We start from the raw sequence: 20,473 nt of genomic DNA, 5'->3' as shown, positions 1-20,473 counted from the left end.
GTCAGTCGCCGGGCGCCGTGTCCGGGGCGATCAGCCCCTTGCGGTAGGCGACGGCCACGGCTTCGGTACGGCTCGCCGCGCCGAGCTTGGCGAGGATGTTGGAGACGTGCACGCTCGCCGTCTTGCCGGCGATGAACAGCTCCTCGCCGATCTGGCGGTTGCTGCGCCCCCGGGCGAGCAGCCGCAGCACGTCCTGCTCCCGGGCCGTGAGCAGCGACACGGGGGCAGGGGCGTCGCCCAGCCGGCCACGCCGGATCAGCTCGTCCGCCTGCTCGAGGAGCACCTTGGCGCCGAGCCCGGCGAACACCTCGCGGGCGCCGCGGGCCTGCGCGGCGGCCTCCTCGCGCCGGTCGGCCGTGAGGAGGGCCTCGGCGTACCGCAGCCGGCAGCGCGCCGGTTCGTAGACGTCACCGAAGTCGAACGCGGCGACCGCCTTCGCCCAGGCCTGCGCGTCGGGCCCCGACACGGCCCGGGTCCACTCCGCCTCGGCCCGGGCCAGCCACGCCTGTCCCTCCGGCCCCTGCGGCGTCCCGCCCTCGCCGTGCCCGGCCGCACTCCGTGCCAGCTCCACCAGCTCGGTCGCGGTCTCGGCCCAACGGCCCGCCCCGGGCCCGTCCCCCTTGAGACGCAGGTCGGCGCACCGGTCGGCGACCGCGGACAGCGCGAGGGCGGCCAGCCGGACGGTGACGTGGGGAGGCGTGCCCGCGTCGTCGGTGAGGGCCGCCACGGTGGACCGTGTGTGTGCCACGGCAGCCTCCGCGTCACCCTGCAGCGCCGCCGCGTCGGTCAGCGCGATGCCCGCCACGAGCGAGGCCATCCAGTCGAACGGCCCCTCCAGCAGCACCCGGGCCCGGTCGACGGCCCTGAAGTCACCCCGCGCGAGCGCCACGTACAGCGCGGGCGCCACCGTGTACCCGCCCGCCGCGGGCAGCACCTCGACATCGGCGTCCGCCGCCCGGACGCATTCGTCCCAGCGGCCGAGCGTGTACAGGAGCAGCAACCGGAGGTAGCGCATCTCCATCGGATACGGCGACGACAGCAGCCCGGCACGGCGGGCCCGGTCCAGGCCCTCGGTGAGCCAGGGCAGACACTCGTCGAGGTGACCGGACTCGAAGGAGCCGACGGCGAGATTGAACAGCGCACGCATCTCCACCGGCGTGTTCCCCGCACTCCGGGCCAGCTCCCGGGCCTGACGCAGCCGCTCCCGGCCCGCCACCGTGCGACGGCCGCCGCCTTCGAGAATGGCGAGCGAGATCAGCAGATCCGCCTGGGCGTCCGGCACATCCAGCTGTTCGGCGGTGGCCAGGGCCTGCCGGGCGACGCGCAGCGCGATCTCGTTCTCCGCGACCTGCCGGGCCGCCAGCACATGGGTCGCCGCGGCCCACACCCAGGTACGGGACGGCGGATCGGCGGGGATCATGGCCAGCGCCTCGCGGCTGTAGGCGAAGGCCGCGGTGAGGTTGTCGACGCTCATCAGCGTTCCGGCGAGCGTGTACCGCACCTGGGCGGCGAGTTCGGGGTCCGTCTCCTGGCCGACACCGGCGAGCGCGGCACGTGTCAGGGAGACCGCCCGGTGCAGCTCCCCGGTGTGCGCGGCGGCAGCCGAGGCCCGCAGCATCAGCCGGACCCGGTCGAGCCCCTCACCCACGGGCCGCGCGGACGGCTCCACCGCCGACCACAGGTCGAGGGCCGCCTCCAGATGCCGTAGCTCCTCGGCGGGCGCCCCCACCAGCCGCGCGTGGTCCGCGGCCTCCAGCGAGGCGGCGAGCGCGGGGGCCGGCTCATGGCTCTCCCGGTAGTGATGGGCCCGTTCGGCGGCGCTCTCGGGCCGGTGCCCCGGCCCGTCGAGGAGCCGGGCGAAGGCTCCGTGCAGCCGTGACCGCTCGCCCGGCAGCAGATCGGCGTACACGGCCTCCCGGGCGAGGGCGTGCCGGAACGCGTACGTGCCACCGTCACCCGGCACCAGAAGCTGCCGTCCGATGGCCTCCCGCAGTGCCGTCTCCAACTCCTCCACGGGCAGCCGTACGGCGTCCCGCAGCAGGTCGTGCTCGACGCGCCGCCCGGCCACGGCGGCGGTGCGCAGTACCTGCTGAGCTGTGTCGGACAGCTGCTCGAAGCGGATCAGCAGCACGTCCGCGAGCCCGCTGGGCACTCCGCCGCCCCCGCTGCCCGTGGCGGCGAGCAGTTCCTCGGCGTAGAAGGCGTTGCCCTCCGCCCGCTCGACGATCCGCCGCAGGGTGGCGTCGGGCAGGGGCCCCTCGCGCAGGGCCCGCACCAGCCTGGCGACCTCGCCGTCGGCCAGCGGCCGCAGCTCGAGCCGCTCGACGCCGGGCAGCCGCACGAGCTCGGCGAGCAGCGGACGCAAAGGATGACGCCGGTGCAGGTCGTCCGCACGGTACGAGGCGAGGACGGCCAGCCGGTGCGTGGGCGCCCCGCCCGCCGAGCGCTGCAGGATCCCCCGGCTGAGCAGAAACCGCAGCAGATCCCGCGACGACTGATCTGCCCAGTGCAGATCCTCCAGGACGAGCAGGAGGGGTGCGATGTCCGCGAGATCGGCGAGCAGCCCGGCGATCTCCTCGAACAGCCGAAGCCGCCCGCCGGAGTCCCCCGGGGACCCGGCCCCCAGCAACCGCTCCACCGCCGGACGGGAGGAGACCACGTCGGTGAACCGCGGATCGGCGGCCAGCACCCCCAGCACCTCGGTGAACGGCAGATAGGGCAGCCCGACGTCGCCGAGGTCGACGCAGTGCCCGGTGAGCACGGTCATCCCGCTGCGGGCGGCCGTGCCCGTCACCTCGTTCAGGACGCGGGTCTTGCCCACTCCGGCGTCTCCGGCGACGAGCACGGCCCGGGCCTCCCCGCCCCGGGCCCGCTCCAGCACGCCGGAAAGCCGGGCAAGTTCGTCTTCTCGCCCGATGAACGGCGTACTGACGGAGATCTGCGACACGCCTACATCCTGGCACTTGCCACTGACAGAGAAGCCGGAGACGTCACGTCGACTTCATCCGCGCAGTGTCCGCGCCCAGTCCGCCGGCACCCGGCCCGCCGGCCCCGGCGCGGGCTGCTCCACCGGATGACTCACCGGAGGTGCCAGATCGGGCCCCGCCTCGAACATGTCGCTGGTCTCGAAGTTCCAGAACCACTCCTCACCCGGTTCGAAACTCTGCACCAGCGGATGGCCCGTCTCCCGGAAGTGCCCGGTCGCGTGCTGCCCGGGTGAGGAGTCGCAGCACCCCACGTGCCCGCACTGAGCGCACCGCCGCAGATGGAACCACCACCCGCCCGCCGCGTCGCACTCCACACAGCCCTCCCCGCTGGGTGCCACGCTCGGGTCGATCCCCTTGATGTCGGTCACTCGGGCTCCTCGGTCGTGTCGTTGTCCGCGGCGGTGAGCGGAAGCAGCACCTGGAATCGCGTGTCCCCGGGCGACGACTCCACCTGAAGGGACCCGTGGTGCTTGTTGACCACGATCCGCCAGGAGATGTCGAGCCCGAGTCCCGTCCCCTCGCCCACCGGCTTGGTGGTGAAGAACGGATCGAAGATACGCCCGCGGATGTCCGCCGGCACCCCGGGTCCGGTGTCCCGGAACTCCACCAGGAGCCGGTCGTTGTCGAGAGCGGTCCGGACGGTCAACGTGCCTTCCCCGCCCACGCAGTTGACGGCCCCCACTGCGTTGTCGATCAGGTTCGTCCAGACCTGGTTGAGTTCAGCGGGGTAGGCCGGGATCCTCGGCAGCGTCCGGTCGTAGTCCTTGACCACCTTGATCTGCGGCCCGATCTTCCCCGACAGCATCAGCAGCGTGCTGTCGAGGAGTTCGTGCACGTCGGCCACCTGGTAGGGCGCCCGGTCCAGTTGCGAGTACTGCTTGGCCGCGTCGACGAGATGGGAGATCCGGTTCGTGGAGTCGTTGATCTCGTCCATCAACAGCTCGGTCTCGACGGTGTAGTTGAGCCAGCCGATCGCGTTGGGCAGGATCTCCTCGTCCACGGCCGCCGCGATCTGGTCCAGCCAGTCGGCGTCGAGGCCGGCCTGCACGAAGGTGGGCGCGATCCGCCAGCCTTCCTGGATGCCGTGGTCGTCGAGCCAGTCGCTGAGCGTGTCCTCGCGGTCGGAGGCCTCCAGCGGGCTCAACACGGGCGCCTTGGCGACCCGTTCGGCGGTGCGCTCCTGGATGTCGATGAGGTTCGCCATCACCTCGGGGCTGTAGGACCCCTGGGCGATGATCGCGAGCTTGTGCCGCATCTTGCCGACCCGCTCGCGCAGCGTCGCCGTGGCCCGTACGGCGGCCGCGGCCGGGTTGTTGAGCTCGTGCGTGAGACCGGCGGACAACGAGCCGAGCGCCAGCAGCCGTTCCCGCTGTCCGATGGCCCGCTGGGTGTTCTTCGAACCGAAGAAGAGCCCCTCCAGCAGATGGACCGCCATCGGGAACCACTCCTGCATGAAGGCCGAGAACTTCTCCGCGGGCAGCACGAAGAACCGCGAGGGCTCGGTGACCCGCATGGAGTTGTTGTAGGTCTGCTGCACCCGGTCGCCGAGGTAGGCCTGCATGGACCCCGAGTACACCCCGCGCTGCGAGGTGCGGTTGACCTCCACGTCGTCGCCGGCGACCCGGCGCGAGAGCACGACCGTGCCCTCGATCATCACGTAGAAGCAGGTGGCGGGCTCACCCTCGGTGTAGACGGGCCCGGGTTCGAACTTCTCCACCCGGCCGGCGCTGCACAACTGCCCCAGCTGCTCGGGGGAGAGCTTCTCGAACAGGAACAGCGACCCGATCTCCCCGGGACTGCACGGCATCAACTGGCCGCTCATGACTGCTCCAGATACCGGTGGACGAGCATTACGGCCATGGCTCCCTCTCCGACGGCGGACGCGACCCGCTTCGCGGACTCGGCGCGCGCGTCGCCCGCGACGAACACGCCCGGAATGTTGGTCTCCAGGTGGTACGGCGGCCGGTCCAGCTCCCAGTCCGCCGGCGGCCGCCCGTCGGGGGTGAGGTCGGGCCCGGCAAGGATGAACCCGCGCTCGTCCCGCAGCACCGTGCCGTCCAGCCAGCCGGTCAGCGGGGCCGCGCCGATGAACACGAACAACCACTGCGTGTCGACGAGTTCGGTCTCCCCGGTCTGGATGTCGCGCAGGGTGAGCTGCTCCAGGTGGTCGGAACCGTGCGCGGACTCCACGGCGGTACGCGCGCGTACCGAGATGTTGGGAGCCTCCTCGATCTGCTGGATCAGATAGTGCGACATCGACGCGGCGAGGTCGGGACCGCGCACCAGCAGGGTCACCGACTTGGCACCCCGGGACAGGTACATCGCCGCCTGTCCCGCGGAGTTGGCGCCGCCGACGATGTAGATGTCCTGACCCTGGCAGGACGCGGCCTCGGTGAGCGCCGAGCCGTAGAACACCCCGCAGCCGGTCAGGTCCGTGCAGCCGGGCGCCTCCAGCTGCCGGTAGGACACGCCGGTCGCCAGGATCACGCTGTGCGCGGCCACCGCCGACCCGTCCGAGAAGCGCACGGTGCGGGCCGCGCCGTTGACCTCCAGACCCGCCACCTCACGGGCGGTGAGGATCTCGGCGCCGAACTTCGTCGCCTGCCGCCGGGCCCGGTCGGTGAGCTGACCTCCCGACACGCCGTCGGGGAAGCCCAGGTAGTTCTCGATGCGTGAGCTCTGCCCGGCCTGCCCGCCGGTCGCCGAGCGCTCCACGAGGACGGTCCGCAGCCCCTCCGAGGCCCCGTACACGGCCGCTCCGAGCCCGGCAGGACCGCCGCCGATGACGACGAGGTCGTAGAAGTCGGCGGTCGGCGTCGTGGCGAGACCCACGTGGGCGGCCAGATCCGGCGCCTCCGGTTCGACCAGGGGCGTGCCGTCCGCGGTGATCACCACCGGCAGCCGCTGCCCGTCCTGCCCCGCGGCGGCCAGCAGCCGCTGTCCCTCGGGCTCGTCCGTCGAGTACCAGCGGTAGGGCACCTGGTTGCGGGCCAGGAACTCGCGTACGTCCGAGGAGCGCGCCGACCAGCGGTGTCCGACCACCTTGGTGGCGGGCACGGGCCGGAAGTCGCTGCACCGCCACGCCTCCAGGAGGTCGTCCAGGACGGGGTACAGCTTCTCCTCGGGCGGGTCCCACGGCTTGAGCAGATAGTGGTCCAGGTCGACGACGTTGATGGCGTCGATGGCCGCGCTGGTGTCCGCGTACGCCGTCAGCAGCACGCGGCGGGCCCCGGGGTACACGTCCAGGGCCTGTTCGAGGAACTCGATGCCGTTCATCTGGGGCATGCGGTAGTCGGCCAGGATCACGGCCACGAGGTCGCCGCGCAGCTTCAGTTCCCGCAGCGCCTCCAGCGCGGACTCACCGGACTCCGCGCGCACGATCCGGTACGACTCGCCGTAGCGGCGCCGCAGATCGCGGGCGACGGCGCGGGAGACCCCCGGGTCGTCGTCCACGGTCAGGATGACGGTCCGCGCCGATTCGGCGGCCTGTGCCATACGTCTCCCACCCCGAGCGGTCGGCTTCAGAGCACGGTGTCGCCGTCGTCACCGGCCCGGTCCACGCCATCGTATGTTCGATCGACCCGCCGCGCGCGCAGGTATGACTGACCCTGCCGGGGTCAGGCTCGGCGTTCGCCCAGCACGCAGAACTCGTTCCCCTCCGGATCCATCAGCGTCACCCAGGGCTGCTCGCCCTGCCCCACGTCCGCGTGCCGGGCGCCCAGGGCGAGGAAGCGGGTGACCTCGGCGTCCTGGTCATCCGGCCGGAAGTCGAGATGGAGCCGGTTCTTGACGGTCTTCGCCTCCGGAACCGGCACGAAGAGCAGTCCCGGCGTCCGGTCCTTCGCGGGGCGGATCTCGAACTCGTCCGGGGCGTCCCCGACCACCACCCATCCCAGCGCCTCGGCCCACCAGCGCCCGAGAGCGGCGGGATCGGCCGAGTCCACGATGACTTGCTCCCATTCCAAGGCCATAGGGGCAGCGTAGTGAAGACTGGGCCGAACCGACGTGACCGTGAACAGGGAGGCCAGCGCATGACGCGCCCGATCACCGCAGGCATCGACGGAACCGAGGAGAGCCTCGCGGCCCTCGGGTGGGCCGCCCGGGAGGCGGTCCGGCGGGGGACCGGGCTGCGGGTGGTGCACGCGTGGCGGTTCGAGCCGTACGAAGGGATCGACGCGGGGGACCGGGACACCCAGGCCGGCTGGGCGAGGGACGCCACGACCGAGGCCGTGCGGGCCGTGGTCGGGGGGCATCCGGAACTCGACGTGTCGACCGACGTGCTGGATGGCGGCAGCGTCGACGTGCTGGTCGCCGCCGCGGCCGACGCCGAACTGCTGGTCCTGGGCTCCCGCGGACACGGGCCCGTCGTCGGCTTCCTGCTGGGCTCGGTGGGCCAGCAGGTGATCGCCGAGGCGAGCCGTCCCGTCGTCCTGGTCCGCTCCGGTGACCAGGCCACCGCCGAGGCCGCGGGCCGCGAGATCGTCGTGGGCCAGGAGGGCGACCCGCAGGACAGTGCCGCCGCCCTGCGGTTCGCCTTCGAGACGGCGGCGGCCCGGGGCGCCACGGTGCGTGCCGTACGGGCCTGGACGCTGCCTCCGGTGTTCGCCTACAGCCCCGGCTCGCTCAAACTCCTCGACGAGGCCGGGGGCCTGGAACCGTACGAGAAGAAAGCCCTCGCCTCGGCGCTCCAGCCGTGGCGGGAGCACTTCCCGGACGTCCCGGTCGTCGAGCACGTGGAGATGGGCAGTGCCGGGCAGGTGCTGCTGTCGGTGACCGCGCGCGCCCAGCTGATGGTCGTCGGCCGCCGGGCCCGCCGTACCGCCGTGGGGGCCCGGATCGGGTCGGTCGCCCATGGCGTGCTGCACCACGCGGACTGCCCGGTGGCCGTGGTGCCGCACGTCTGAGTCAGTCCGCGGTGGCGGGTGTGGGCTGCAGCGTCTCCCGTGCCTTCGGGAGGATGTTGTTGATGTACTCCTCGACGGCCGTGTCCAGCCCGATGTCGTGCTGGGCCCGCTCCGACAGGTACCAGCGGTGCTCCAGCAGCTCGTGGTAGATCTCGGCCGCGTCCATCGAGCCGCGCAGTTCGAGCGGTACGGCCCGCACGGTGGGACGGAAGACGTCCCGCACCCACCGGTGCGCGAGGACCTCGGGACGGGCGCCGAGGGGGTCGCCCGGGGCGTAGTCGTCCTGGGTGGCCATCCAGCTCTCCAGGTCGCTCAGCAGCCGCCGGGCCTGGTTCTCCTCGGTGTCGAGGCCCGTCAGGCGCAGCAGTTGGCGCTGGTGGTGGCCGGCGTCCACGACCTTCGGGACGAAGGTGACGGTGTCGCCGTTCGCCGCGTGCTCGATCTGCATCTCGGCCACGTCGAAGCCGAGTTCGTTGAGACGCCGGATCCGGCGCTCGATGAAGTGGTACTTGCCCGCCGGATACACCGACCGGCGGGTCAGTTCCTCCCACAGGCTCGCGTAGCGCGAGCAGATCTCCATGCCGAACTCGATCGCGTCCACGGAGGGGTGCAGTGCCCCGGACGCCTCCAGGTCGAGCAGCTCGCCGCTGATGTTGACGCGGGCGAGGTCGAGGTCGTAGTCCCGCTGCCCGTTGCTGAGCTGCGCATGCAGGTCGCCGGTCTCCGCGTCCACCAGATAGGCCGCGTAGGCGCCGGCGTCGCGCCGGAACAGGGTGTTGGACAGGGAGCAGTCGCCCCAGGCGAACCCGGCCAGGTGCAGGCGGACCAGGAGGACGGCCAGGGCGTCCATCAGGCGGTGCATGGTGGCGGGCCGCATGGTCGTCTCGAACATCGAGCGGTACGGCATCGAGCCGCCGAGGTGCCGGGTGATGAGCACCGGCTCCAGCGGGGCGTCGCCGCTGTCGGTGCGCCCGGTGACCACGGCCAGCGGGTCGACCGCGGGGATCCCGAGCCGGTCCAGGTCGCGCAGCAGTTCGTACTCGCGCAGTGCCGGGCGTTCGGCCAGTTCCTTCACGGCGATGACCTCGTCGCCGGCCCTGGCGTAGCGAACGACGTGTCGGGAGATGCCGCGCGGCAGGGGGACCAGGACCTCGTCCGGCCACTCCTCCAGCGGCAGGTGCCACGGCAGTTCCAGCAGGAGCGCGGGATGCTCCGGGTTCGTAGCGCTGATCTGCAGTGCCATGGCTGATCTGTCCTTGTCTCGCCGGTGATCGTCACCTCACCTTAGAGCGCGCGGTCCCTGGCCTGAAGTGCCGCCTCACGGACCGGACCGCGGTGCGCGGGACCGTGGCCGGGCAGTATCAGCTCGCCGTCCAGTTCGGCGTACACGTCGAGGGACGCCACGGCCCGGGCACGCTCGTGGTGGAACATGTCGGGCAGCAGCTGGGGCCCCTTGATCCGCGAGGTCGGGTGGGCGCTCACCAGGCCGTCGCCGGAGATCACCAGCCCGCGCTCGGGGAGGTGGAAGGCGCAGTGCCCGTCGGTGTGGCCGGGCGTGTGCACGGGCACGGGCCGGCCCGGCAGATCGAGGGCGCCGTCCGCCGGGAACGGCTGCGGGGAGGCGACCGGGACATGGGCCGTGCCGCCCGAGCGGATCGCGTGCACCGCCCACGGCAGCACCCCTGGCCGCCAGCCGTTCTTCAGGACCGTCCCCACGGTCACCTGGTGCAGGAACTCCCGCCGCGCGTGCGGTACTTCGGCCTCGTGCAGATACACCGGGGTGCCGTAGCTGCCGCGCAGGTACTCGGCGGAGCCGAGGTGGTCGTTGTGGGCGTGCGTGATGAGTACGGCCGTGAGCGCCTCCGGTGAACTGCCCACCTCCGCAAGGGAGGCGAGCACTTGCTCGCGGTCGCCCGGGTAGCCGGTGTCGACCAGCGTGGCGGAGTTCCCCTCGGTCAGGATCACCCAGTTGGTGTTGCTGCCGTGCACCAGATAGGTGCCGTCCGCGACTTGCTGCACGCCCGCGCTCATGATCGCCCCGTCCGATGAGTCCCTGCCCGACGGCACACAGCAAAGCAGACGCTCAGGCGAACCGGAGCGGCGGGTACCGGTCCTCCAGGCGTCAACTTCCTTGAGACGAGGCTGCCTCCGGCGCCGTCCGCCGGAGGCAGCCCCCGCGCGCGGCCGAAGCAGCCACCTCTCTGCCTCAGCGCACGCCGTGCGGGCGGAACTGGACGCTGATGCGCGGTCCCGTCGCGCGCGTGGTCTTCGGGACGGCGTGCTCCCAGGTGCGCTGGCAGGAACCGCCCATCACGATCAGGTCGCCGTGGCCCAGCGGCCGACGGACCGTGTCCGGGCCGCCGCGGACCGGGCGCAGCAGCAGATCCCGGGGCGCGCCCACGGAGAGGATGGCGACCATGGTGTCCTCCCGGGCGCCCCGCCCGCTCCGGTCGCCGTGCCAGGCGACGCTGTCCCGGCCGTCGCGGTACTGGCACAGGCCGGCCGTGGCGAACGGCTCGCCCAGCTCGTCGGAGTAGTGCGCGGTGAGCGCCTCACGGGCCTCGGTGAGGACGGGGTGGGGCAGTTCGTCCTCCGCACCGTAGAAGGCGAGCAGGCGCGGTACGTCGACGACGTGGTCGTACATCGTGCGGCGCTCCGCCCGCCATGGCACCTCGGCGGCGAGCTGTTCGAAGAGGGCGTCGGAGCCGCCGAGCCATCCGGGCAGCACGTCGATCCAGGCGCCGAACCCGAGCACGGTACGGCGGATCCCGTCGAGGGGGCCGAGCCGGAGCTGGTCGGTCTGGTCGAAGAGGGAGCCCTGGAAGTGCGCGGTCATGGATCCAGCGTACCCTTCATTCGAAAATATGTTCCCATTAAATTCCGCCGGTGGTTCGACTCTTTCGATACATCGCCGTATCGGATACATTCGTGTATCGAACGCAGGGGGCGACATGGCGGAGGGTGCGGTGGTGGAGGACACGACCAGGCGTGTGACCAGGCGCCGGGTCCGCACCCGCGCCAATCTCCTCGACGCCGCCTTCGCGGTCTTCGCCGCCAAGGGCTTCGGGCGCGTGTCGATCGAAGAGGTCTGCGAGGCCGCCGGCTACAGCCGGGGCGCCTTCTACTCGAACTTCGACAGCCTCGACGAGCTCTTCTTCGCCCTGTACCAGCAGCGCGCCGACCTCATCGCGGAACAGGTCTCCGGGGCCCTCGCCCTCGACGGACCCGGCCTCGACGTGACGGCCGCCGTCGACCGGGTCACCGAGGTGCTCCTCCTCGACCGGGACTGGCTCCTGGTGAAGACCGACTTCCTGGTGCACGCCGCCCGCGCGCCCGAGGTCGCCCGGACCCTGCTCGAACACCGGGCCCGGCTCAGGCGGGCGATCGCCGACCGGCTGGCACGCACGCGTGGACACGCCGAACTGCCCGCCGTCCTGGGCGACGTCGAAGGCGCCGCCCACGCCGTGATCGCCGCCTACGACGGGGTCACCGTCCAACTGCTGCTGGACGCGGACCTGGAGCGGGCCCGCGTCTGGCTCAAGCAACTGCTCACCGCGCTGCTCACCGACGGCAGCGACACCACCGTATGAGGGAAGGGACGGTCGCCATGGACGCCGACGTCATCGTCGTCGGAGCCGGGCTCGCGGGCCTGGTCGCCGCGCACGAGCTCACCAGCCGCGGCAAGAGGGTCGCGCTGGTCGACCAGGAGAACGCCGCCAACCTCGGCGGCCAGGCCTTCTGGTCCTTCGGCGGGCTGTTCCTCGTCGACTCCCCGGAACAACGGCGCCTCGGCATCAAGGACTCCTTCGACCTCGCCTGGAACGACTGGCAGGGCAGCGCCAAGTTCGACCGCGTCGACGACGAGGACTCCTGGGCGGTGCGCTGGGCGCGCGCCTACGTCGAGTTCGCGGCGGGGGAGAAGCGGTCCTGGCTGGAGGGGCACGGCATCAAGTTCCTGCCCACCGTCGGCTGGGCCGAGCGCGGCGACCTCACCGCCCACGGACACGGCAACTCCGTGCCCCGCTTCCACGTCGCCTGGGGCACCGGCACCGGAGTCGTCGAGCCCTTTGTCGGCTACGCCAAGCAGGCGGCGCGCGACGGACTGCTGACGTTCTACCACCGCCACCAGGTCGACGAGCTGGTCGTCGAGGAGGGCGCGGCCCGCGGCGTGCGCGGCACCGTCCTCGCCGAGGACAACTCCGCGCGCGGTGTCGCCTCCAACCGCGACCGCGTCGGCGACTTCGAACTCACCGCCCGGGCCGTCGTCGTCACCACCGGCGGCATCGGCGCCAACCACGACATCGTCCGCCGCTACTGGCCCGAACGGCTCGGCAACCCGCCCACCGAGATGGTCACCGGCGTCCCCGCCTACGTCGACGGCCGCATGCTCGACATCAGCGCGGACGCCGGAGTCCGCCTGGTCAACCGCGACCGCATGTGGCACTACACCGAGGGCATCCAGAACTGGGACCCGATCTGGCCCGGCCACGGCATCCGCATCCTCCCCGGCCCCTCCTCGATGTGGTTCGACGCCCTGGGCCGCCGACTGCCCGAGCCCTGTCTGCCCGGCTACGACACCCTCGGCACCCTCGAACACCTGCGCACCACCGAGGACATCGCGGAGCACGACCACTCCTGGTTCATCCTCACCCAGAAGATCATCGAGAAGGAGTTCGCGCTCTCGGGCTCCGAGCAGAACCCCGACATCACCGCCAAGGACCGCGCGGGCTTCCTCAAGGAGCGCATCCTCGGCAAGGGCGCGCCGGGCCCCGTCGACGCGTTCCTGCGCAAGGGCGCGGACTTCGTGACCGCCCCCAACCTGGAGCAGCTCGTCGAGAAGATGAACGGGCTCACGGACAAGGCACTCCTGGACGCCGACTCGGTCCGCCGCCAGATCGAGGCCCGCGACCTGCAGATCGCCAACTCCTACAGCAAGGACGCCCAGGTGCAGGGCATCCGCAACGCCCGCCGCTACATCGGTGACCGCCTCGGCCGGGTCGCCACCCCGCACCGCATCCTCGACCCCGCCGCCGGCCCGCTGATCGGCGTCAAGCTGCACATCCTGACCCGCAAGACCCTGGGCGGCATCCAGACCGACCTCGACTCCCGCGCGCTGGGCACCGACGGCAAGCCCCTGGAGGGCCTGTACGCGGCGGGCGAGGTCGCCGGCTTCGGAGGCGGCGGCGTCCACGGCTACAACGCGCTGGAGGGCACCTTCCTCGGCGGCTGCCTCTTCTCGGGACGCGCGGCGGGCCGGGCGGCGGCGAAGCAGGTCGGCTAGAACCCCGGGGGACCACCCGGGTCGGGTCACGGCTGGTCGTACGGCGCCGGGAGCGCGGGTGGCCGCCGTCCGATGCGACGCAGGTCGGCGTGCCGGACCCCGGGACGCCGACCTGATCCGTCGGGCAGCCCTACGACTCCAACAGCCGCACCAGCACGGTGGCGTGGCTCTGCTCCGGCGTCTTCGACGCGGTCAGCAGGGTCACGTCGCCCTCGTTCACCAACTCCCGGAGGCGGTCGAGCGGTCCGGCGGCCCCGGGGTCGGCCAGCTCCGCCTCGTACCGCTCGGCGAACTCCTCGTACGCACCCTCGCCCGCGTGGTACCAGCGGCGCAGCTCGGTCGACGGGGTGAGCGCCTTCGGCCACTCGTCCACCCGGGCCGCGTCCTTCGACAGGCCGCGCGGCCACAGCCGGTCGACCAGGACGCGCACCCCGTCCCCGGGCTCGGGCGGGTCGTAGACACGGCGGACGCGAACGCTCACGGGCGGCCTCTCCGACAAAGGGGGCGATTGTGCCCGGAGCGTACTGCGCGAGGCGGCTCGACTTGACCTGATCAAGGGTGAGTTGCGGGGGAGTCGACCTTTAGTGTGAAGCCCTTGTCCACCCCCCACCTTTAGGAGTGCACGTGCCGAAGGCCGTCAGACGCACTTTCGTCCTCGCCACCACCCCGGTCGCCCTCGCGGCGCTTCTCGGGGCCGCCGCGCCCGCGTCCACGGGCTCGTCCGGAGCCGGCGACCCCTACTTCCCGCTCGCCGGGAACGGTGGATACCACGTCGGCCACTACGACCTGACCCTGCGGTACGACCCGGGCAGCGGTCACCTCGACGGCAGGGCGGTCCTCACGGCCCGCGCCACCCAGCGCCTCAGCCGCTTCGACCTCGACTTCAAGGGACTGACCGTAACCGGCCTGACGGTCGATCACGCCAAGGCCGCCTTCCACCGGAGCGGACAGGAACTCGTCGTCACCCCGAAGCGCGCCCTGCGCAAGGGGGAACGATTCACCATCGCCGTCACCTACAAGGGCAAGCCCCGCCCGGTCACCGACCCGGACGGCTCGCTCGACGGCTGGATCCCCACCGACGACGGGGCCTTCGTCGCCGGTGAACCGCAGGGCGCGATGACCTGGTTCCCGGCGAACAACCACCCCACGGACAAGTCGTCGTACGACTTCACGATCACCGTCCCCAAGGGGCGCACCGCGGTCGCCAACGGCGTTCTCCTCTCCCAGCGGACCGCGCACGCGAAGACCACGTTCCGCTGGCGCCAGAGCGAGCCCATGGCCGCCTACCTGGCCACGGCGACCGTCGGAAAGTTCACGGTGCAGCAGTTCACCACCCGGGACGGCGTCCGGGTCTACAACGCCGTCGATTCGCGCGAGGCCGCCGCCGCGGCCCCCGTCCTGAAGAAGCTGCCGTCCGTGCTGGAGTGGGAGAGCAAGCTCTTCGGGCCGTACCCCTTCCGTGCCGCCGGATCGATCGTGGACCACGCCCCGAACGTCGGCTACGCCCTGGAGACCCAGAGCCGTCCGGTCTACGACCGGGCACCCGACCTCAGCACCCTCGTCCACGAGAACGCCCACCAGTGGTTCGGCGACTCCGTCTCCCTGACCTCCTGGAAGGACATCTGGCTCAACGAGGGCTTCGCGACCTACACGGAATGGCTCTACGCCGAGCAGCACGGCGGCGACAGCGCCCAGAAGACCTTCGACGGCCTCTACGCGAAACCCACGAGCGATGACCTGTGGGAGTTCCCGCCCGGAGACCCCGGCAGCGGCGCCAACATCTTCGGAACTCCTGTCTACGACCGCGGCGCCATGACCCTGCACGTCCTGCGCACCACGGTCGGCGACGCGGCGTTCTTCCGGATCCTGCGGGCCTGGGCGTCCGAGCACCGCGACGGCCACGGGACCACCGCGCAGTTCGAGCGGCTTGCTGAACGGGTTTCGGGGAAGAAGCTCGACAGCCTGTTCCGGACCTGGCTCTACACGTCGGGCAAGCCGAACCGGCCGTAGAACCTGACCAGTTCCTTACAAGTGTCGGCCAGAGTCGGTCCATGATCACACGTAGAGCCCATGTGACCCTGCTCGCCGCATCCCTGCTTCTGACGGGATGCGGCGGCGGGGTCATGGCGAGTACGGCGGGCACGACCACGCCTCCCGGGAAGACTCCGGAGACCTCTCCAGCGCCGGAGATCTCCGTCGAGGCCGTTCCCCGGCAGATACCCGGCCTGGGACCCAGGACATGGGGCGAGATACCGGCCGACACACGGCAGGCGGTGGTGGTCACCGGGCGGAACCGCGACTCCTCCGCATCCACCGTGGTCCTGTACGAACGCACCGCGGCCGGCTGGCAGGCCGGCGAGAGCTGGCCCGCGCACAACGCGCTCAGGGGCTGGAGCGACCACCACCTGGCGGGCGACCTGCGTTCACCGATCGGCGTCTACACCCTCACCGACGCCGGGGGACTGCTGAAGGACCCCGGCACCAAGCTGCCCTACGACCGCGGCCCCGGCTTCACCTCACCCGGCACGGGCTTCGAGGGCGAACCGCTGGCCGGGTCCTTCGACTACGTGATCGCCATCAACTACAACCGGCGGCCCGGCACTTCACCCCTGGACTGGACACGTCCCCTCGGCGCGGGCCGCGGCGGCGGGATATGGCTGCACGTCGACCACGGCGGACCCACGCACGGCTGTGTGAGCGTCGACGAGAAACACATGAAGGCACTGCTCCTCGCCCTGGACCCGGATCTGCGTCCCGTGGTCGTCATGGGCGACGCCACGTCGCTGGCCCGCTGAAGCGCCTAGGATCCGCCACGTGTGCGCACATGTGCTGGTCGCCGAGGACGACGAGATGCAGGCCGAACTCATCCGGCGGTCCCTGCTCGCGGAGGGGCACACCGCCACCGTGGTCCACGACGGGCGGGCCGCCCTCGACGCGGCCCGGCGACTCGCCCCCGACCTCGTCGTCCTCGACCTGATGCTTCCGGTGATCGACGGCTTCGGGGTGTGCCGGGTGCTGCGGCAGGACGACGACAGCTCCGCCATCCCCGTCGTGATGCTCACCGCGCGCTCGGCCGAGGACGACGTCCTGCTGGGCCTGGAGCTGGGCGCCGACGACTACATGACCAAGCCGTACAGTCCGCGCGAGCTGATGGCCCGCATCCGGACCGTGCTGCGGCGCAGCGGACGAGGCGCGCTCGCCGACCGGCGCGAGGATCCCGTCATACGCGCCGGCGGCCTGGCGGTCGATCCGGTACGGCACGAAGTGCGCTGCGACGGAGCGCCGGTGGACTGCACACCGGCCGAGTTCGAGATCCTCCTCGCCATGGCAGCCGAGCCGGAACGGGTCTTCTCACGGCGCCAGTTGCTGGAGGTCACCCGGGGTACCGACCGGGCGTCCACCGAACGGGCCGTGGACGTGCACATCATGAACCTGCGCCGCAAGACCGAGGCCGATCCGCGCCGCCCGGTCCGGTTGCTGACCGTGTTCGGCGTCGGCTACAAGCTCAGCGGCGGCCGCGGATGAGTGCTCGCATCCCCCTGCACAAGCGGCTGTTGGTGCGGCTGCTGATCACGTCGGGGCTCATCGCCGTGTGCTCGGTGGCCGCGACCGCCTGGCTGGCCGTGGCGACCACCACCCAGGCCCTGCGCGAGGAGCAGGGGCAGGCGCTCGCCGACGACATGGACGTCCTCGCCGAGCTCAGCGGCTATGCAGCCACCCATCCCGACTGGACGGGCGCGAGCGCCACCGTACGGCGGCTGTCGGCGAAGACCGGCCGACGCATCGCCTTGACCACCCCCGACCGCAGGACCATCGCCGACTCCGCACCGCGCGGCACCACACTGCCGCCCACCGCCGCCGCCACCGTCGACCCGCTGCGCACCGACACCTACACCGAACGGGGCGCCCAGATCAGTGGCACCGATCCGCGGGTGGTCGGCCCCTACCGGCTCACGAGGGCCGAACGCGTCAAGATCGACATCATCGCGGGCAAACGCCGGACCTGCTTCGCCCGGTTCGGCATCGAGACCAGCGTCGTGCACACCCCGAGCGGCCGCCCGGTCCTCACCGAACCGGACAGCGCCGCGCAGCCCTCCTACGTGCCCGACGCCTGCGCCGACGGGATGCTCAACGCGCCGACCCCCACGGAGGAGAAGGCCCTGGGCGCACTACGCCGAGGTGCGCGCTCCTGCCTCATCCGCAAGGGCCTGCCCGGCGACACACCCCTGGTCCTCGGCGCCGGGGTCCCCGGTTCCGACTTCGGGTCCCCGACCCTGGCACCCGCGTACGCCAAACAGAGCGCGAAGGTGACTCGCGAGGCCCAGCCCTGCGTCGACGCAGCGCGCCGCGCCCAGCTCGACCCGTACGTGGCACCGGTCGCCGAACTCTTCCTGGGCACCGGGGACACGCCCGCCGTGCTGTTCGACATGTCCCCGGCCAACAAGGCCAAGGTCGTCGGCACCGCCGGCCTCGTGCTCGCCGTCACCGTGGTCGTGACCGCGCTGGTCGCCACCCGGCTCGTGCGGCCGCTGCGCGCCCTCACCGCGGCGGCCCAGCAGCCACCGGAACTCCACACGCGTGTGCCCGTCACCACCCGGGACGAGACCGGCATCCTCGCCGCCGCCTTCAACGACCTGGCCGAGCGCCGCGAACGCCTCGAAGCCCAGCGCAGGGCCATGGTCAGCGACATCGCCCACGAACTGCGCAGTCCGCTCACCAACATCCGGGGCTGGCTGGAGGTCACCCGGGACGGCGTCGTCGCCGCCGACCCCGCCCTGCTGGGCTCCCTGCACGAGGAGGCCCTCGTCCTGCAGCGCGTCATCGACGACCTCCAGGACCTCGCGGACGCCGACGCGGGCACCCTGCGCCTGCACCCGGAGCCTGTCCGCTGCGACGAACTCCTCCAGCAGGTCGCCGCGGCCCACCGGGTCGCCGCCGGCGCGGCCGGGGTCGAGCTGCGCACCGCCGCCGACGGCAGGCCCTGGCTGGACGCCGACCCGGTCCGGATGCGGCAGGTGCTCGGCAACCTCGTCTCCAACGCGGTGCGCCACACCCCCGCCGACGGCACGGTCACCCTGAGCGCGCGCCGGGACGGCGACGACGTCGTCCTGGAAGTGGCCGACACCGGTTCAGGCATCGCGCCCGACGACCTGCCGCACGTCTTCGACCGGTTCTGGCGCGCGGAGAAGTCCCGCAGCCGCCGCACCGGCGGCAGCGGTCTGGGCCTGCCCATCGTCCGCCACCTGGTCGCCGCCCACGGCGGCACGGTCGGGGTGAGCAGCGAGCCCGGCAGCGGAAGCGTCTTCAGCCTGCGGCTGCCCGGCGGCGCGAAGCCGCAGGAACCTGCCCGATTCCCTCCGTGACGTGCGGGCACCCCGGTCTTCCCGCGACAGAAGGTGGTGGCGGGGGCGTCCCGTGCGGCTGTGGGTGGCCCGGCGTCTCTTCGACTACTCCCGTCTGCCGCACGAGAAGGACCCAGGAGTACGCCCCTGGGTCCTTCAGGGCCGCGAGCGGGGCCGGGGGCCCGGACAACGAGCCGCTCGTCAGCGACGTGCGGCCGATGTGCTGGATCGACCCCCGGGTGATCGAGGAGGCGTGGGCCGAGGTGGACCGTTAGGCGAACGCCTGGGGTCCGCTCCGGCGCCGAGGCCGCTGAACGGGCCCGGTCAGCCGGACCTTCTGCGCGCGGCCGCACGCCGGGCCAGTGCGCGGCGTTCCGTTTCACTGGTGCCGCCCCAGACGCCGATGCCCTGCCCGGTGTCGAGAGCCCACTGCAGACACTGCTCCTGGGAGGGGCAGCGCCGGCAGACGGACTTGGCCTGCTCTGTCTGTACGAGTGCGGGGCCGGTGTTGCCGATCGGGAAGAAGAGGTCGGGGTCCTCTTGTCGGCATGCGGCATGGTCTCGCCAGTTGTCCATCAAAGTCACCTGCGATCGGGTCGTACGTGCCCTCGTGGAAGCCTTACTTGATTTCGGGTCACCTGTCGATGCGCGATGAAACAACCGGGCCCCGTGGGACACACTCCCTTCACTGTTCGCGGACGCCCCACGGGGAGCCGTACGCGGTCAGCAGGTTCAGGAAGGGGCGGGCAGGGAAGGCCTCCGGGCCGAGGACGCCGGTGCCGGACCAGACGCCGGTGGCGAGGAGTTCGAGGGCGACGACAGGGTTCACCGCGGTCTGCCACACCACCGCCTGACTGCCGTACTCCGCCATGGACCACTGGTTGTCGACCACGTGGTAGAGGTACACCTCGCGCGGCGCCCCGTCCTTGACGCCCTTCACCCACGTGCCCGCACAGGTCTTGCCGTGCATCCGCTCGCCCAGCGTCGCCGGATCGGGCAGACACGCGGCCACGACGTCCCGGGGCGAGACCGCGACCGGCCCGCCGGCACTCGGCACGGTCACCGGGTCGGTGCGGTCCAGGCCCAGCAGGTGCAGCGTCCTCAGCGTCTCGATGAACTCGCGGCCCAGCCCGTACTTGAAGGTGACGCGGCGCGCGCCGACCCAGCGGGGGACGAGCAGCACCTCCTCGTGTTCCACGTTCACGCACTCGACGGGACCGATGCCCTCCGGGAAGTCGAAGACCTCGGGCTCGCTGAAGGGTTCCGTGGTGAACCAGCCGCGGTCGGCCTCGTAGACCACGGGAGGGTTCAGGCACTCCTCGATGGTGGTCCAGATGCTGAAGGAGGGGGCGAAGTCGTATCCGTCGACGGTGAGGTTCGCGCCGTCGCGGACCCCGATCTCCTCGATCTCGTCGAACAGTTCGTCGGCCGCGTACCGGGCGAAGACGTCCGACAGCCCCGGCTCCACACCCATGCCGACCAGGGCCAGCGCGCCCGCCTTCTCCCACTCCTCGGCCTGCGCGAACTGCTCGTCGCCGAGTTTCACCCCGCACTTCGCGTACGGCAGCTCGGGGTGCGGCCGTGACAGGGACATCGCCATGTCGACATACGTCGCTCCGGCGGTGCGCGCCGCGCGGAACAGCGGCATCACGAAGCGCGGGTCGGTGGCGTTGAGGAGCACGTCGCAGGCGTGCCGCTCCAGCAGGGCGGCCACGGCCGACTCGTCGTTCGCGTCCACGCGCTCGGCGCTGAACCGCTCGCCCGGCTCGCCGAGCGCGGCCACCGCGGCCTCGGCGCGGGCCGGGTCGTAGTCGGCGACGACCATGGTGTCGAAGAACGGCCGCCGGGCGGCGATCCGGGTGATGGCGGTGCCGACGCCTCCGGCGCCCACGAGCAGTACACGCATGACAAGCACTCCTTCACGGGCCGACGTCGCGGATGTGCGGGGCCCCTGGCTGA

Annotated in this window: 18 protein-coding genes and 1 pseudogene; 8 read left to right on the top strand and 11 right to left on the bottom strand. The window is 71.8% G+C overall.

What is annotated here, in order from left to right; all coding sequences use genetic code 11:
• Position 1: 1 nt before the first annotated feature.
• The 5 genes from ACZ48Z_RS16335 to ACZ48Z_RS16315 form a co-directional block, all read right to left on the bottom strand.
• Positions 2-2,947: an ATP-binding protein gene (locus ACZ48Z_RS16335; RefSeq protein WP_468736506.1), complete on the bottom strand. Its 2,946-nt coding sequence runs from the start codon at positions 2,945-2,947 to the stop codon at positions 2-4.
• 54 nt (positions 2,948-3,001) lie between these two features.
• Positions 3,002-3,355: a UBP-type zinc finger domain-containing protein gene (locus ACZ48Z_RS16330; protein ID WP_468736505.1), complete on the bottom strand. Its 354-nt coding sequence runs from the start codon at positions 3,353-3,355 to the stop codon at positions 3,002-3,004.
• Positions 3,352-4,809, bottom strand: coding sequence for an ATP-binding protein (locus ACZ48Z_RS16325; protein WP_468736504.1), 1,458 nt, complete (start codon positions 4,807-4,809; stop codon positions 3,352-3,354). Before ACZ48Z_RS16325 ends, ACZ48Z_RS16330 begins: the two co-directional genes overlap by 4 nt.
• Positions 4,806-6,482 carry an NAD(P)/FAD-dependent oxidoreductase gene (locus ACZ48Z_RS16320; protein ID WP_468736503.1) on the bottom strand — a complete coding sequence of 559 codons (1,677 nt, stop codon included), beginning with the start codon at positions 6,480-6,482 and terminating at the stop codon, positions 4,806-4,808. Before ACZ48Z_RS16320 ends, ACZ48Z_RS16325 begins: the two co-directional genes overlap by 4 nt.
• A gap of 122 nt (positions 6,483-6,604) precedes the next feature.
• Positions 6,605-6,958, bottom strand: a complete 354-nt coding sequence (locus ACZ48Z_RS16315) for a VOC family protein (protein ID WP_468736502.1) — start codon at positions 6,956-6,958, stop codon at positions 6,605-6,607.
• 60 nt (positions 6,959-7,018) lie between these two features.
• On the opposite strand from ACZ48Z_RS16315, the gene ACZ48Z_RS16310 reads away from it, so the two are divergent.
• Positions 7,019-7,891 (top strand): universal stress protein, encoded by an 873-nt coding sequence (locus ACZ48Z_RS16310; RefSeq protein WP_468736501.1) that lies wholly within the window; start codon positions 7,019-7,021, stop codon positions 7,889-7,891.
• Between the two features lies 1 nt (position 7,892).
• Here the strand turns inward: ACZ48Z_RS16310 and ACZ48Z_RS16305 are convergent, their stop codons facing one another.
• The 3 genes from ACZ48Z_RS16305 to ACZ48Z_RS16295 all read right to left on the bottom strand — a co-directional run bounded on the left by ACZ48Z_RS16305 (position 7,893) and on the right by ACZ48Z_RS16295 (position 10,727).
• Positions 7,893-9,134, bottom strand: a complete 1,242-nt coding sequence (locus tag ACZ48Z_RS16305; protein WP_328744459.1) for a DUF4032 domain-containing protein — start codon at positions 9,132-9,134, stop codon at positions 7,893-7,895.
• 41 nt (positions 9,135-9,175) lie between these two features.
• Positions 9,176-9,922: an MBL fold metallo-hydrolase gene (locus ACZ48Z_RS16300; protein WP_468736500.1), complete on the bottom strand. Its 747-nt coding sequence runs from the start codon at positions 9,920-9,922 to the stop codon at positions 9,176-9,178.
• A gap of 175 nt (positions 9,923-10,097) precedes the next feature.
• The gene (locus ACZ48Z_RS16295; RefSeq protein ID WP_468736499.1) at positions 10,098-10,727 is read right to left on the bottom strand and encodes an alpha-ketoglutarate-dependent dioxygenase AlkB; all 630 of its coding nucleotides are present in this window, start codon (positions 10,725-10,727) and stop codon (positions 10,098-10,100) included.
• 115 nt (positions 10,728-10,842) lie between these two features.
• On the opposite strand from ACZ48Z_RS16295, the gene ACZ48Z_RS16290 reads away from it, so the two are divergent.
• Together ACZ48Z_RS16290 and ACZ48Z_RS16285 are read left to right on the top strand one after the other, a co-directional pair.
• Complete coding sequence (locus tag ACZ48Z_RS16290; RefSeq protein ID WP_468736498.1) at positions 10,843-11,481, top strand: TetR/AcrR family transcriptional regulator; 639 nt, start codon at positions 10,843-10,845, stop codon at positions 11,479-11,481.
• 17 nt (positions 11,482-11,498) lie between these two features.
• Positions 11,499-13,172, top strand: a complete 1,674-nt coding sequence (locus tag ACZ48Z_RS16285) for an FAD-binding dehydrogenase (protein ID WP_468736497.1) — start codon at positions 11,499-11,501, stop codon at positions 13,170-13,172.
• Positions 13,173-13,302: 130 nt separating this feature from the next.
• Here the strand turns inward: ACZ48Z_RS16285 and ACZ48Z_RS16280 are convergent, their stop codons facing one another.
• Positions 13,303-13,653 carry a DUF488 domain-containing protein gene (locus ACZ48Z_RS16280; RefSeq protein WP_468736496.1) on the bottom strand — a complete coding sequence of 117 codons (351 nt, stop codon included), beginning with the start codon at positions 13,651-13,653 and terminating at the stop codon, positions 13,303-13,305.
• A 143-nt stretch (positions 13,654-13,796) separates the two neighbouring features.
• Between ACZ48Z_RS16280 and ACZ48Z_RS16275 the strand changes: the two genes are divergently transcribed.
• The 5 genes and pseudogenes from ACZ48Z_RS16275 to ACZ48Z_RS16255 form a co-directional block, all read left to right on the top strand.
• The gene (locus ACZ48Z_RS16275; RefSeq protein WP_468736495.1) at positions 13,797-15,182 is read left to right on the top strand and encodes a M1 family metallopeptidase; all 1,386 of its coding nucleotides are present in this window, start codon (positions 13,797-13,799) and stop codon (positions 15,180-15,182) included.
• A 41-nt stretch (positions 15,183-15,223) separates the two neighbouring features.
• Positions 15,224-15,967 carry a L,D-transpeptidase family protein gene (locus ACZ48Z_RS16270; RefSeq protein WP_468736494.1) on the top strand — a complete coding sequence of 248 codons (744 nt, stop codon included), beginning with the start codon at positions 15,224-15,226 and terminating at the stop codon, positions 15,965-15,967.
• A gap of 19 nt (positions 15,968-15,986) precedes the next feature.
• Positions 15,987-16,697, top strand: a complete 711-nt coding sequence (locus ACZ48Z_RS16265; RefSeq protein WP_468736493.1) for a response regulator — start codon at positions 15,987-15,989, stop codon at positions 16,695-16,697.
• Positions 16,694-18,535 carry a sensor histidine kinase gene (locus ACZ48Z_RS16260; RefSeq protein WP_468736492.1) on the top strand — a complete coding sequence of 614 codons (1,842 nt, stop codon included), beginning with the start codon at positions 16,694-16,696 and terminating at the stop codon, positions 18,533-18,535. The genes ACZ48Z_RS16265 and ACZ48Z_RS16260 overlap by 4 nt, the downstream gene beginning before the upstream one ends.
• 28 nt (positions 18,536-18,563) lie before the next feature.
• Positions 18,564-18,789 (top strand): annotated as a pseudogene (locus tag ACZ48Z_RS16255) (DUF6098 family protein); the annotation flags it as partial.
• A 49-nt stretch (positions 18,790-18,838) separates the two neighbouring features.
• Here the strand turns inward: ACZ48Z_RS16255 and ACZ48Z_RS16250 are convergent.
• Both ACZ48Z_RS16250 and ACZ48Z_RS16245 read right to left on the bottom strand, forming a co-directional pair.
• Positions 18,839-19,090, bottom strand: coding sequence for a WhiB family transcriptional regulator (locus tag ACZ48Z_RS16250; RefSeq protein ID WP_468736491.1), 252 nt, complete (start codon positions 19,088-19,090; stop codon positions 18,839-18,841).
• 109 nt (positions 19,091-19,199) lie between these two features.
• Positions 19,200-20,420 (bottom strand): saccharopine dehydrogenase family protein, encoded by a 1,221-nt coding sequence (locus ACZ48Z_RS16245; protein WP_468736490.1) that lies wholly within the window; start codon positions 20,418-20,420, stop codon positions 19,200-19,202.
• Positions 20,421-20,473: the final 53 nt, after the last annotated feature.

The sequence above is a fragment of the Streptomyces sp. NPDC031225 genome, from assembly GCF_055570355.1.
This window is presented reverse-complemented; position numbering and strand designations above follow the sequence as displayed.